The 13,592-nt window shown below is 72.6% G+C and carries 11 protein-coding genes and 1 pseudogene; 8 read left to right on the forward strand and 4 right to left on the reverse strand.

Translation table 11 applies throughout. The features are described 5' to 3' along the window. Positions 1-67: 67 nt before the first annotated feature. The 5 genes from ABD086_RS22855 to ABD086_RS22875 are packed head-to-tail and all read left to right on the forward strand — an operon-like array spanning position 68 to position 4,670. Positions 68-958: a hypothetical protein gene (locus tag ABD086_RS22855; protein ID WP_343910532.1), complete on the forward strand. Its 891-nt coding sequence runs from the start codon at positions 68-70 to the stop codon at positions 956-958. Next, positions 955-2,070, forward strand: coding sequence for an o-succinylbenzoate synthase (menC, locus tag ABD086_RS22860; protein WP_425571690.1), 1,116 nt, complete (start codon positions 955-957; stop codon positions 2,068-2,070). Before ABD086_RS22855 ends, menC begins: the two co-directional genes overlap by 4 nt. A gap of 34 nt (positions 2,071-2,104) precedes the next feature. Continuing rightward, positions 2,105-2,995: an ABC transporter substrate-binding protein gene (locus tag ABD086_RS22865; RefSeq protein ID WP_343910534.1), complete on the forward strand. Its 891-nt coding sequence runs from the start codon at positions 2,105-2,107 to the stop codon at positions 2,993-2,995. Then, positions 2,992-3,897, forward strand: a complete 906-nt coding sequence (locus tag ABD086_RS22870; protein WP_343910536.1) for an amino acid ABC transporter permease — start codon at positions 2,992-2,994, stop codon at positions 3,895-3,897. Before ABD086_RS22865 ends, ABD086_RS22870 begins: the two co-directional genes overlap by 4 nt. Then, on the forward strand, positions 3,894-4,670 hold the full coding sequence (locus ABD086_RS22875) for an amino acid ABC transporter ATP-binding protein (RefSeq protein WP_343910538.1): 777 nt from the start codon (positions 3,894-3,896) through the stop codon (positions 4,668-4,670). Before ABD086_RS22870 ends, ABD086_RS22875 begins: the two co-directional genes overlap by 4 nt. Positions 4,671-4,674: 4 nt before the next feature. Here ABD086_RS22875 and ABD086_RS25360 read toward each other — a convergent pair whose 3' ends face one another. Beyond that, positions 4,675-5,589 carry an ATP-binding cassette domain-containing protein gene (locus tag ABD086_RS25360; RefSeq protein WP_425571695.1) on the reverse strand — a complete coding sequence of 305 codons (915 nt, stop codon included), beginning with the start codon at positions 5,587-5,589 and terminating at the stop codon, positions 4,675-4,677. A gap of 111 nt (positions 5,590-5,700) precedes the next feature. After that, positions 5,701-6,099: pseudogene (locus ABD086_RS25365) on the reverse strand (ATP-binding cassette domain-containing protein); the annotation flags it as partial. Positions 6,100-6,386: 287 nt separating this feature from the next. On the opposite strand from ABD086_RS25365, the gene serA reads away from it, so the two are divergent. Both serA and ABD086_RS22890 read left to right on the forward strand, forming a co-directional pair. Then, on the forward strand, positions 6,387-7,967 hold the full coding sequence (gene serA / locus ABD086_RS22885; RefSeq protein ID WP_343910915.1) for a phosphoglycerate dehydrogenase: 1,581 nt from the start codon (positions 6,387-6,389) through the stop codon (positions 7,965-7,967). A gap of 406 nt (positions 7,968-8,373) precedes the next feature. Further along, on the forward strand, positions 8,374-9,642 hold the full coding sequence (locus ABD086_RS22890; RefSeq protein WP_343910542.1) for an HNH endonuclease signature motif containing protein: 1,269 nt from the start codon (positions 8,374-8,376) through the stop codon (positions 9,640-9,642). Positions 9,643-9,710: 68 nt separating this feature from the next. On the opposite strand, the gene ABD086_RS22895 is transcribed toward ABD086_RS22890, so the two are convergent. After that, positions 9,711-10,199 carry a hypothetical protein gene (locus ABD086_RS22895; protein WP_343910544.1) on the reverse strand — a complete coding sequence of 163 codons (489 nt, stop codon included), beginning with the start codon at positions 10,197-10,199 and terminating at the stop codon, positions 9,711-9,713. Between the two features lie 294 nt (positions 10,200-10,493). Here ABD086_RS22895 and ABD086_RS22900 point away from each other — a divergent pair, with 294 nt between their 5' ends. Next, positions 10,494-12,107, forward strand: a complete 1,614-nt coding sequence (locus ABD086_RS22900) for a methyl-accepting chemotaxis protein (RefSeq protein WP_343910546.1) — start codon at positions 10,494-10,496, stop codon at positions 12,105-12,107. Between the two features lie 5 nt (positions 12,108-12,112). On the opposite strand, the gene yczR is transcribed toward ABD086_RS22900, so the two are convergent. Next, entirely contained in the window at positions 12,113-13,546 is a 1,434-nt protein-coding gene (yczR, locus tag ABD086_RS22905) for a MocR-like transcription factor YczR (protein ID WP_343910548.1), read from the reverse strand. Positions 13,547-13,592: the final 46 nt, after the last annotated feature.

The following is a 13,592-nucleotide window of genomic DNA, read 5'->3' on the forward strand; positions in this document are numbered from 1 at the left end:
AGAATCTAGCGAAGAATTCAGCAGGAGCACAACGACTACCGCCCGGCCCACCCGAAATGCTCGTCCCGTGCCGCCTTCGTCCTCGTTCAATGCCGCCGCCCAGGCGACCCGCGTCGCCGGGCTCGCCGCGACCCGCGCCGGAGTCGACGTGCGGGAGTCGGAGGACATGCCCGACCTGCACGCCGCCTCCGAGCTGCTCGCCGCGGTGTGGGGGCGCAGCGCCGAGGGCGTGCCGATCCCGTCGGAGGTGATGCGCAGCATCGCGCACGCGGACGGTGCCGTGACCCTCGCCCGCGACCTGGCCACCGGGGACCTGGTCGGCGCGGCGGTCCTCATCCGCGGCGCCGGCACCTCGACGTACTCACTGATCGGAGCGGCCGCGACCGGCGCCTCGGACCGGGGCATCGGCCACGCCCTGAAGCTCCGCCAGCGGTCGTGGGCGCTCGCCGCGGGACTCGACACGATGACGTGGACGTTCGACCCGCTGGTGACGCGCAACGCCCGGTTCAACCTCACCAAGCTCGGGGCCAGCGCGTCGGAGTACCGGCTCGCCTTCTACGGCGTGATGAGCGACGGCGTGAACGGCGCCGACGAGTCGGACCGGTTGGTCGCCCACTGGGACCTCGCGAGCGCGCGCACGCTGGCCGCGACCGAGGGGACGCTGCCCGACCCCGGGTGCCCCGACCTCGACGACACGGCGTCCGTCACGGTGCTCGCCGACGCCCCGGACGGCGCTGCCGGGTACGTCGTGGACGCCGGCGGGACGGCATGGTGCCGGGGCCCGCGCGACATCGTCGCGCTGCGACGCACCGATCCCGCTGCCGCGACCGCCTGGCGCGCCGCCGTTCGCGCCGCGTTCGTCGATGCCCTGGGCCGGGGCCGGGTGGCCGACGGGCTCTCCCGGGACGGGTGGTACCGGCTGTCCCTCCCCGACCGAGCCGAAGGAGCCGAGCAATGAGCCTGACGATCGAGCGGATCGACCTGCACCACGTGCGCATCCCCCTGGTGGCGCCGTTCCGTACCTCGTTCGGCACGTCGTACGACCGGGAGACGTTCCTGCTGCGCGTGGTCACCGACGCCGCGGAGGGCTGGGCCGAGTGCGCCGCCGAACCGGACCCGCTCTACAGCGAGGAGTGGCTCGGCGGCTGCGAGGCAGTGCTGCGCGAACAGCTGGTCCCGCGGGCGCTCGCGCTGGGGAAGCGGCTCACGGCCACCCGCGTGGCCACCGCGCTGGAGCCGGTCAAGGGCAACCCGATGGCCAAGCACGTGCTCGAGACCGCCCTGCTGGACGCGGAGCTGCGCGCGCACGGGCTGTCCTTCGGTCAGTACCTCGGCGCCGTGCGGGAGACGGTGCCGGCCGGGGTATCGGTGGGGATCATGGACTCCCTTCCGGAGCTCGTGGACGCCGTCCGCGACTACCTCGACCAGGGGTACGTGCGGATCAAGCTCAAGATCGAGCCGGGCTGGGACCTCGAGCCGGTCCGGCTCGTGCGGGAGACGTTCGGCGACGACGTGCTCCTCCAGGTCGACGCCAACACCGCCTACACCCTCGCCGACGCCCGGCACCTGGCGCGGCTCGACGACTTCGACCTGCTCCTGATCGAGCAGCCGCTGCCCGAGGACGACCTGCGCGGCCACGCCGAGCTCGCGCGCGTGGTCCGTACGCCGATCTGCCTCGACGAGTCGATCCGCTCGGCACGGGACGCGGCCACGGCGATCGCCCTGGGCGCGTGCTCGGTGATCAACGTCAAGCCGGCCCGGGTCGGTGGCTACCTCGAGGCCCGCAGGATCCACGACGTCGCCCACGCGAACGGGGTCCCGGTGTGGTGCGGCGGCATGCTCGAGACCGGGATCGGTCGAGGGCCCAACCTGGCGCTGGCCGCGCTGCCCGGGTTCGTGCTGCCGGGCGACACCTCTGCCTCCTCGCGCTACTACCGGCAGGACCTGACCGCACCCTTCGAGCTCGTCGACGGCCACGTCGCCGTCCCGACCGGGCCCGGGATCGGCGTCGACCTCCTCCCTGACGTCCTCGCCGAGGTCACGGTCTCGTCCTCGACCATCCCCGTCTGACCGACCCCACCACCGCCACGAGAAGGAGCACCCCATGAACCGAATCCAGACCCGACGGGCCCTCGCCGGGCTTGCGGCCGTCATCCTCGGCGCCGGACTGCTCGCCGGCTGCGGTGGCTCCGGCGGCAACGACGAGCCGGCCGCCACCGGCGCGTCGGCGCCGCTGTTCGACCAGCTGCCCCAGAAGTTCCAGGACTCGAAGGTCATCGAGGTCGGCTCGGACATCGCCTATGCGCCGATGGAGTACTACGACACCGACGGCGAGACCGTGCTGGGCTTCGACAAGGAGCTCACCCTCGCGCTGTCCGAGCAGCTGGGCGTGACCTTCGACTGGAACAACGCGACGTTCGACGGGCTGATCACGCAGCTCAAGTCGGGCAAGATCGACGTGGCCATCTCCGGGATGAGCGACACCAAGGACCGTCAGTCCGAGGTCGACTTCGTCGACTACTACGTCGCCGGCGCGATGATCCTCGTCAAGAAGGGCAACCCGGAGGGGATCCAGTCGCTCGCGGACCTGTGCGGCAAGACCATCGCGGTCCAGCGCGGCACGACGCAGGAGGGCTACGCCCAGGAGCAGAGCGCGAAGTGCGACGAGCCGATCCAGATCCTCTCCTTCGACCGGGAGACCGAGGCGATGCTGCAGGTGAAGAACGGCCGCGCGGTGGCGGGCATGCAGGACTACCCGGTCGCGACGTACAACGCGAGGACGTCGGGCGGCGGCAACGACTTCGAGGTCGTCGGCGACCAGATCCAGGCGGGCCCGCTCGGCATCGCCGTCGGCAAGGACGACACCGGGCTGCGCGACGCGCTGCAGAAGGCGCTCCAGGCGATCATCGACGACGGCACCTACGCCGCGCTGATCAAGAAGTACGAGACCCCGCTCGGCGCGGTCGAGTCCGCGACGATCAACGCCGGGTCGTGAACGAGCACGACGCGGCCGCGGCGCCGGCGGCCGCTCCGGCGCCCATCGTGGTGCCCGTGCGTCACTACGGCCGCTGGGCCGCGGCCGTCGTCGTGCTGGTCCTGCTGGCGCTGGTCGTCCGCGCCTTCGCCAGCGCGGACATCGACTACCGGATCACCTGGGAGTTCCTGACCCAGGAGAACGTCGTCCGGGGCGCGCTGAACACGCTGATCATCAGCGTGTGCGCCCAGACGCTCGGCTTCGTGCTCGGTGTGCTGGCCGCGGTGATGCGGCTGTCCCGCAACCCGGTGACCTCCGGGGTCGCCTGGCTCTACGTGTGGTTCTTCCGGGGCACACCGGTCCTGGTCCAGCTCCTGGTCTGGTACAACCTCTCGCTGGTCTTCCCGACGATCTCGCTGCCTGGGCTCGGGACGTGGGAGACCAACGCCGTGATGACGCCGTTCCTCGCCGCGCTGCTCGGCCTGGGCATCAACGAGGGCGCCTACATGGCCGAGATCGTGCGCGCCGGCATCTCCTCGGTCGACCGTGGCCAGACCGAGGCGGCGCACGCGCTCGGCATGACGCCGCCGCTGACGATGCGCCGGGTGGTCCTGCCGCAGGCGATGCGGGTGATCATCCCCCCGACCGGCAACGAGTTCGTCAACATGCTGAAGACCTCGTCGCTGGCCTACGCGATCCAGTACCCCGAGCTGCTGCAGTCGGCGGTGAAGGTGTACTCCAACAACCTGGCCGTGGTCGAGCTGCTCTTCTGCGTCTCGATCTGGTACCTGCTGCTCACCTCGGTGTTCAGCGTCCTCCAGCACTTCCTGGAGCGACGCTTCGCCCGCGGGTCGCAGCACGGCAGCGAGCCGACGCTGTGGCGGCGGATCCAGGGCAACCTGCGGCCCGGGAGGGTGCGATGACGACGACCGAGAGGCCGCTGATGGTCGAGGCGCGCGGGATCCGCAAGCGCTTCGGCTTCCACGAGGTGCTCAAGGGCATCGACCTGCAGGTGCGCACCGGCGAGGTGCTCTGCCTGATCGGGCCGTCCGGGTCCGGCAAGTCGACGTTCCTGCGGTGCATCAACCACCTCGAGCGCGCCGACGGCGGCGAGCTGCGGGTCGACGGGGAGCTGGTGGGCTACCGGGAGAAGGGCGGCAAGCTCTACGAGCTCCGCGAGAAGGACATCGCCGCCCGCCGGCGCACGATCGGCATGGTGTTCCAGCGCTTCAACCTGTTCCCGCACCTGACCGCGCTGGAGAACGTCATGGAAGCGCCGGTGCGGGTGCTCAGGACCCCGCGTGCGCAGGCCGCCACCGAGGCCCGGGAGCTGCTGACGCGGGTCGGCCTCGCCGGCAAGTACGACGCCTACCCCGCAACGCTCTCGGGCGGCCAGCAGCAGCGGGTCGCGATCGCTCGGGCCCTCGCGATGCGGCCGCGCCTGATGCTCTTCGACGAGCCGACGTCGGCGCTCGACCCGGAGCTGGTCGGCGAGGTGCTCGACGTGATGCGCCAGCTCGCGGCCGACGGGATGACCATGGTGGTGGTGACCCACGAGATGGGCTTCGCGCGCGAGGTCGGCGACACGCTGGTCTTCATGGACGACGGCGTCGTGGTCGAGGCCGGCGATCCGCGCGAGGTGCTGGGCAACCCGCAGCACGAGCGCACCCGCAGCTTCCTGTCGAAGGTGCTCTGACCCGTCAGCCGAGCTCCACGACGCGCTCGACGCCGATGTCCTCGAGGAACGCCGGGTCGTGGCTCACCACCACGAGCGCGCCCCGGTAGGACGCCAGCGCCGACACCAGGGCGTCGTACGACGCGAAGTCGAGGTTGTTGGTCGGCTCGTCGAGCAGCAGCAGCTGCGGCGCGGGGTCGGCCAGGAGCAGCGCCGCCAGCGTCGCGCGGAACCTCTCGCCGCCGGACAGGTCGCCGACCTTCCGGTCCGCGGCGGTCCCGCGGAACAGGAACCGCGCCAGCCGGGCCCGCACCGTGTTGGCGTCCGCGCCGGGCGCCCGGCGCGCGACGTTGCCGTAGACGGTGTCGTCCGGGTCGAGGACGTCGAGCCGCTGGGGGAGGAGCGCGACCGGCACGCGCGACTGCTCGACCAGGCGGTGCAGCAGGGTGGTCTTGCCCGAGCCGTTCGGGCCGACGACGCCGATCCGGTCCGGCCCGCTGACCGGGAGGCTCAGCCCCTCGGTGGCGTCGAGCACCAGCCGCCCGCGCGGCACCTCGGTGCCGGGGAGGTCGATCCGGATCTCGCGGTCCTCGCGCACCCGCGCCTCGGCCTCGTCGAGCCGGCCGCGCGCCCGCTCGACCCGGTCGTCCTGCACCCGGCGGTGCCGGGCGGCCGACTCCTCGGCCTGCTGCTTCTTGGCGTTGATCAGCGCCTTGCCGTAGCCCTTGGTCTGCTCGGCCTTCCTCGCCACCTGCTTGCGGCTCGCGAGCATCCGCTCCGCCTCGACCCGCTCGTTGCGCTGCTTGCGCAGGTCGGACCGGGCGCTGGTCACCGCCTGGAGGGCCGCCTCCTGCTCGGCCTCGACCTGGGCGGCGTACGACGAGTAGCCGCCGCCGTACCAGCGCACGGAACCGTCGCGCAGGTCGCCGATCCGGTCCATCCGCTCGAGCAGCCCGCGGTCGTGGCTGACCACGAGGAGGGAGCGGTTCCAGCCCTCGACCACGTCGTAGAGCCGGTGGCGCGCGCCGGCGTCGAGGTTGTTGGTCGGCTCGTCGAGCAGCAGCACGTCCGGGCGCCGGAGCAGCAGGCGCGCGAGCCCGAGCTGGGTCGCCTCGCCGCCCGACACCTCGCCGAGCCGCCGGTCCAGCACGTCGGCGGGCAGGCCGAGGCGGCCGAGCTCGGCGACCGCGCGCTCCTCGACGTCCCAGTCGTCGCCGATCGTGTCGAAGTGGAGCGGGTCGGCGTCGCCGGCCTCGACGGCGCGGATCGCTCGCCGCACGGCGCCGATGCCGAGGAACTCCTCGACCGGCTGGTGCACGTCCCAGGTGAGGTCCTGGGGGAGGTAGGCGACCTCGCCGGCGACGCTGACGTGCCCGGCCGTGGGGCGCAGCAGCCCGGCGATCAGGCGCAGCAGGGTCGACTTGCCGGCGCCGTTCACGCCGACGAGCCCCGAGCGGCCGGGGCCGACGAGCAGGTCGAGGCCGCGCAGCGCGGGAGTGCCGTCGGGCCAGGCGAAGGTGAGGCCGGACGCGGAGACGACCGCGGTGCTCGAGGACATGGGAGCTCCTGAGAGGTCGGGAAGGGACGAGGGACGTCTCAGAGCTCCATGCGCGGAAGGCTAGGCGGCGACGCCCCCTGGACGCCAGTCCTTATCGGTCGGGCGTCGGGTACAGTCGCGAGGAGCACAGCGTCGTGCCGTCATCGCCTTCCACCCCGTCGAGGACCGCCGCTGTGAGCATGCCCGTCGTACTCATCGCCGAAGAGCTCAGCCCCGCCACCGTCGCGGCGCTCGGGCCGGAGTTCGAGATCCGCCACTGCGACGGCGCGGACCGCGACGAGCTGCTCCGGTCGATCGTCGACGCGGACGCCGTGCTGGTCCGCTCCGCCACCCGGATCGACGCCGAGGCGCTGGCCGCGGCCACCCGCCTCAAGGTCGTCGCCCGTGCCGGCGTCGGCCTGGACAACGTCGACGTCCGTGCGGCCACGCAGGCCGGGGTGATGGTCGTGAACGCCCCGACCTCCAACATCGTCTCGGCCGCCGAGCTCGCCGTCGCCCTGATGCTCGCGGCCGCGCGGCACGTCTCGCCGGCCCACGCCGCGCTGAAGAACGGCGAGTGGAAGCGCTCGCGCTACACCGGCACCGAGCTGTACGAGAAGACCGTCGGCATCGTCGGCCTGGGCCGGATCGGCGTCCTCGTCGCGCAGCGGCTCTCGGCGTTCGGCATGAAGGTGATCGCGTACGACCCCTACGTGCAGGCCGGTCGCGCGGCCCAGATGGGCGTCCGGCTCGTCGACCTCGACACGCTGCTCGCCGAGTCGGACTTCATGTCGGTGCACCTGCCGAAGACCCCCGAGACCGTCGGCCTGATCGGCGCCGAGCAGCTGTCCCGGGTGAAGCCGTCGCTGGTGCTCGTGAACGCCGCGCGCGGCGGCATCGTCGACGAGCCGGCCCTCTACTCGGCGCTCAAGGAGGGCCGGGTCGCGGCCGCCGGCCTCGACGTGTTCGCGCAGGAGCCCTGCACCGACAGCCCGCTGTTCGAGCTCGAGAACGTCGTCGCCACCCCCCACCTCGGCGCCTCCACCGACGAGGCCCAGGAGAAGGCCGGGATCGCCGTCGCCCGCTCGGTCCGGCTCGCGCTCGCCGGCGAACTGGTGCCCGACGCGGTGAACGTCCAGGGCGGCGTGATCGCCGAGGACGTGCGCCCCGGCATCCCGTTGACCGAGAAGCTCGGCCGGGTCTTCACCGGCCTGGCCGGCGAGGTCGCCCAGCAGGTCGACGTCGAGGTCCGCGGCGAGATCACCGAGTACGACGTCAAGGTGCTCGAGCTCGCCGCGCTCAAGGGGGTGTTCGCCGACATCGTCGAGGAGCAGGTCTCCTACGTGAACGCCCCGCTGCTCGCGGCCGAGCGCGGCTGCGCCGTCCGCCTGGTCGCCGACCCGGAGAGCCCCGACCACCGCAACCTGATCACCGTCCGCGGCACGCTCGCCGACGGCTCCCAGGTGTCGGTGAGCGGCACGCTGATCGGGATCGCGCAGAAGGAGCGGCTGGTCGAGGTCAACGGCTTCGACATCGACATCGAGCCGTCGGAGCACCTCGCGTTCTTCACCTACCAGGACCGCCCGGGGATGGTCGGCACCGTCGGCAACATCCTCGGCGACGCCGGCATCAACATCGGCGGCATGCAGGTCTCGCGCACCGCCCCGGGCGGCAACGCGCTGGTCGCGCTGTCGGTCGACACCGCGATCCCGCACGACGCCCTCGCCGACATCCAGCACGCGATCGACGCCGCGTCGGTGCGCGCGGTCAACCTGGTCTGATCCGTCCGGCGAGCGTCGGACGCCGCCGGTGGTCGAGCTTGTCGAGACCCCCGCCTCATGCCCGCGGCCTGGGGTGGGCGGGTGGTTGCGACCGACAGGGCAGCGACGGGGACGGCGGGCGGGTGGTCGCGGTCCGCTCCCGGCTCGCGGTCTGCGTCGCCGGTGGTCGAGCTTGTCGAGACCCCCGCCTCTCGCGCGCGGCCTGGGGGTGGGCGGGGGTTGCGACCGACAGGGCAACGACGGGAACCACGGGCGGGTGGTCGCGGCCGTCTCCCGGCGCACCGGCGGCGGGTGGCCGCACACCGAAAGTAAAGACTCGAAGAAAGTTTCGGAAAGTGTCTCACATGATGGGATCTCGAGCCTGATTCGGAGCCTGAATGTCGGTGGCCGGTGCTGGACTGTTCCCATGACCGAAGCGCTGGAGGCGATGACCGAGGAGCAGATCCTCGATGCCGCGTCCTGTTGCGCCGACACGATCCGTGACGCGGAGACCGACCTGCTCCGGTTGGCCTACCAGTGGGCGATCGTGCACGCACCCGACCGCCTCGACCCCGCGACCGCCGCGCTGCCGGGCCGCGAGCAGGCCCGCCGGTACGGCGGCGCCGGGACCCCGGAGGTCACCGAGTTCGCCGCCGCGACGTTCGGGGCCCGGATCGGTCGGTCGACCTTCGCGGGCCGGCAGCTGATCGCCGACGCCCTCGACCTGCACCACCGCCACCCCCAGCTGTGGGCCCGGGTCCAGGCCGGCGAAGTGCGGGCCTCGTACGCGCGGCACGTCACCAAGGCCACCCGCGACCTGACGCCCGAGCAGGCGGCCTACGTCGACGCCGGTGTCGCGGAGTCCGCGGACGGGCGGATCACCTGGACCCGGTTCGAGGCCCTGGTCGAGGCCAAGGTCACCCAGGCCGCCCCCGAGGCGGCGAGGGAGAAGGAAGAACGGCGCGCGAAAGCGGCGTTCGCGAAGAAGACGGCCAACGAGGGCCACGGGATGGCCTCGTTCCTGATCCGCGCCGACGTCGCGACCATCAACGCCATCGACGCCGCCGTCACCGCGTTCGCCCAGCACCTCGCGACCGCGTTTCCCGACGCCACCGACGACGAACGCCGCGTCCTCGCGGTGCTGTTCTTGATGACCGGCAGCCAGCTCCCCAAGACCACGGCGTCGGAGGTTCCCAACCTGCCCGATGTCGCGGACCTGCTGCCCACGGTGATGTTGTTCGTGCACATGTACGCCGGCCCCGACCGCGAACCCATCGTCCGGGTCGAGGGCCACGGCCCCGTGACTGAGGACTGGGTCCGCGACGTCCTCGGGCCGAAGGCCAGGTTCACCATCCAGCCGGTCTTTGACATCGAAGGCCAAGCCCCGGTCGACGCCTACGAGATCCCGGACCGACATCGCCAGGCCGTGCGTCTGATGACGCCGGCCGACGTGTTCCCCTACGCCACCTGCACCGACACACACATGCAGGTCGACCACACCATCCCCCACGACCAAGACGGCGTGTCCGGGATCGGGAACTACGGGCCGATGACCACCACCCACCACCGCATCAAGACCCACGGCCACTTCGAGTGCCGACAACCTTTCCCCGGCATCTACCTCTGGCGCGACACCTACGGCGCGATCTACCTCGTCGACCACACCGGCACCCGCCGCCTGCGGAACGCCGCCTGACCCAGCGCCGCCGTCAGCTGGAGGGTCTCCCGCCGCGACAACTCGCGCTTGGCTTCCGCTCGGAGCGGTCAGCCCGTCACCTCGACCTGCACGTCGTACGCCCCACCGACCGTGGCCTGGCGGCTCAGCCGTGCGGTGACCGCGGGCATGCCCGAGACCGACAGCCGGGTGAGGACCTGGTCGTTGCGTGGCTGGCGCTCGAAGAACGCCAGCATCTGGTCGATGGTCGCGCCGTAGGGCGCCTCGGCATAGACGTCGTCCCCGCCGCTGATGCTGAGCTGTCCGGAGCCGCCGGCCGCGGACGCCGGGACGGTGAGCGCCAGTCGCTGGTACCGGGTCCCGAGCACGGCGGAGCGCATGACCACCCGGACCTGCTGCGTCGTGCCCGCCCTCAGCTGGAGGGTCTCCCGCCGCGTCACCGGCTGCCAGGAGCCGCCCGTCCGGGTCTCGAGCCCGGTGATCCGCAGGTGCCGGTAGTCCGGGTTCGTCCGGGAGACGGTCGTGACCGAGTCGATCGTGACCGAGTCGATCGTGATGGTCTCGGTCTCGTTGGTCATCAGCTGGTTCAGCTGGTCGTGCAGCTCCCAGGGCCACGTGTACCCGATGTCGGTGGCGCTGGCGTAGTGGTCGGTGTGGACCCAGGTGAACGGCGACCCGTCGGCCCGCTCGCCGCGCGCCGTCCAGGTGACCAGGTCCGTGCCCGGGGCGCCGAACGAGGCGCGACCTGCCAGAATCCCGGCCGCCGGTTCGTCAAGGTCTGAGCCGGTTCCGCATCAGGTCGGGGCCCGCACCGTCGATGAAGGACGCCGGAGGTCACTCGGGCCTCGTCACAACGGAACAGGGGACCTCACATGCACGTGCGCCGATCCTTCGACGACTTGAGCCTGCGGATCCGGATCTTCGCGATCGTCGCCGTCCTCGCCATCGGCACCGCCGTGGTCGGCGCCACCGCGCTGCGCGGGGGCGCGACGGTCGACGACCGCCAGCAGGAGTGGAGCCAGGCGGTCGCCACCCAGCAGCGCGTCGAGCGGGGCCGCTACCAGCTGCTGTGGCTCGCGAACTGGCAGAACATCACGGCGTGGAAGGCGCGCACCGACGGCGGCGCGGCGGCGGCCGCGGTGGACGGGGACAACCTGGCCAACTACGCGGACGGCGTCGCCGGCTTCGAGAAGGAGATCCTCGGCCTCGACCCGGCCACGCTCAACGCGGCGGGCCGGGCCAGCCTGGCGGAGATCGACTCCCAGTGGCAGGCCTTCCTCGGGTACAACGACAAGATCTTCGAGCTCTGGCGCAAGGGCGAGCTGGACCGGGGCGACAAGGTCTCCGGCGGCCCCAAGTGGGACATCTTCTACACGATCGCGACGGCGCTGGACGACCTCCGCGAGGCCGTCGGCAAGGACGTCGTGTCGAGCCGGGCGGCGATCGAGGACACCCGGACCTCCACCGAGCGAACGACGGTCCTGGTCGCCCTGGTGACGCTGCTCGTCGGCCTCTTCCTGGCCTGGCGCGTGTCCGTCCGGGTGCTGGCCGGCCTGGGCGCCGTACGCCGCGGCCTCCTCGCCGTGGCCGGCGGTGACCTGACGACCCGGGTGCCGGTCACCTCGCGCGACGAGTCCGGCCAGATGGCGGAGGCGCTGAACACGGCGGTCGAGCACATGGCGGACGTCGTCAGCGGCATCTCGACCACCGCCCAGAGCCTCAACGCCTCGGCCGCGGAGATGGCCGACTCGTCCCACCACATGGCCGCGGCAGCGGAGGAGACCAGCGCCCAGGCGCGCGTCGTCACCGAGGCCGCGGACCAGGTCTCCCGGAACGTCCAGACCGTCGCCACGGGCTCGGAGCAGATGGGCGCGTCGATCCGCGAGATCGCGCAGAGCGCGAACGAGGCGGCCCGGGTCGCCGCCGAGGCGGTGCTGGTCACCGAGCGGACCAACGGCACCGTCGCCAAGCTCGGCGACTCGTCGACCCAGATCGGGAACGTCGTCAAGACGATCACCTCGATCGCCGAGCAGACCAACCTGCTGGCGCTGAACGCCACCATCGAGGCGGCCCGCGCCGGCGAGGCCGGCAAGGGCTTCGCGGTCGTCGCGAACGAGGTCAAGGAGCTGGCCCAGGAGACCGCCCGGGCCACCGAGGACATCTCGAGCCGGGTCGCCGCGATCCAGGTGGACACCACGGAGGCGGTGGACGCGATCGGCCAGATCTCGGTGGTGATCGGTCAGATCAACGACTTCCAGGCCACGATCGCCTCGGCGGTCGAGGAGCAGACGGCGACGACCAACGAGATGAACCGGAACGTCGCGGACGCCGCCATGGGGTCCGGCGAGATCGCCGCGAACATCCTGGGCGTGGCCGAGGCCGCCGGCTCCACCTCCGAGGGCGTGACCCGCACCAAGCACGCCGTCGACGAGCTGGCGCGCCTCTCCGACGACCTGGGCCGGCTGGTCAGCCGCTTCAGCGTCTGACGGCCTCAGGCCACCATGACGCGGCCGGTCGGGGCGTGCCGCCCCGGCCGGTCGCGGACGGCGGCCCAGGCGTCGGCGAGCCGGCGGACCGCCTCGGCCATGTCCTCGGCCGGTCGGACGTAGGGGATCCGCACGAACGTGTCGAGGCCGCCCTCGGCGGCGAAGACGGGGCCGGGGGCGACGATCGCGCCGCGGGTCTCGGCCTCGGCCGCGACCGCGGTGCCGTAGGCGCCGGGAAGGGCGCACCACAGCGCGAGCCCGCCGGTCGGGACCCGGAAGGTCCACTCCGGCAGCTCGGCGCCGACCGCGGCGACCAACGCGTCGCGCTGCTCGCGCAGGCGGGCGCGGTTGGCCGCCAGCACGTCCCCGGCCGCCGCCAGCAGGTGGACCAGCACCAGCTGCTCGAGCACCGGCGCCCCGAGGTCGAGGCTGACCCGCGCCCGGGTCAGCCGCTCCATGGCGGCGTGCGGCGCCCGGATCCAGCCCAGCCGCAGGCCACCCCAGAACGACTTGCTGGCGCTCCCGATCGTGATGGTGTCCGGCGCGTACGCCGCGAACGGGCGCGGCATCTCCTGGCCGTCGAGCGCCAGCGCCTGGTGGGCCTCGTCGACCACCGGCACGGTGTGCGTGCGGCGCAGGTGGCCGGCGAGCTCCTCCCGCTGCGCGTCGGTCATCAGGTGGCCGGTCGGGTTCTGGAAGTCCGGCACCAGGTACGCCAGCCGCGGCGCGGTCTGCCGCAGCGTCGAGCCGATCGCGTCGAGGTCCCAGCCCTCCGGGTCGACCGTCGCGACGGTCAGCCGCGCGCCGCAGTGCCGCAGCGCGTCGGTGGCGTTCGGGTACGTCGGCGACTCGACCAGCACCCGCTCCCCGGGGCTGGTGAACGCCAGCGACACGATCGACGCCGCGGACAGCGCGCCCGGCGTGACCATGACCTGGTCGGGGTCGGTGGGCAGCCCGCGCGCGTCGTACTCGGCCGCGATCGCGCGTTGCAGCGCGGGCAGGCCGGCGGGGAAGTACCCGTGGCCGGAGAGGTACGGCGGCAGGTCGGCCGCCGCCGCGGCGTACGCCTGGGCCAGCCCCGGCGGCGCCGAGGGCGCCGCGCAGTTGAGGTCGATCGCGTCGTCGTCGCCGGGCCGGGGGAGCAGCGCCCGGTCGTGCGCCCGCGCCCGCCCGCCCGGCACCCGGGTGAACGTGCCGGCGCCCCGCCGCGCGACGGCGTACCCGGCGTCGCGGAGCTCGGCGTACGCCCGGGTGACCGTGGTCCGGGACACCCCGAGCGCGTCGGTCAGCTCGCGCTCGCTGGGCAGCCGGGTGTCCAGGGCGATCCGGCCGTCCCCGATGAGCAGCACCAGCGCCTCGGCGAGCCCGGCGTAGGCGGGGGAGCGGTCGAAGTCGCCGACGAGGGTGGCCACCCGGCCGGCGCCGATGGTGCGGGTCATGCAGGCCACTCTTCCACGATTGGCTATTCAGGAGAAGGCCAATCGG

The sequence above is a fragment of the Nocardioides aquiterrae genome (assembly GCF_039526625.1).
Taxonomy (GTDB): domain Bacteria; phylum Actinomycetota; class Actinomycetes; order Propionibacteriales; family Nocardioidaceae; genus Nocardioides; species Nocardioides aquiterrae.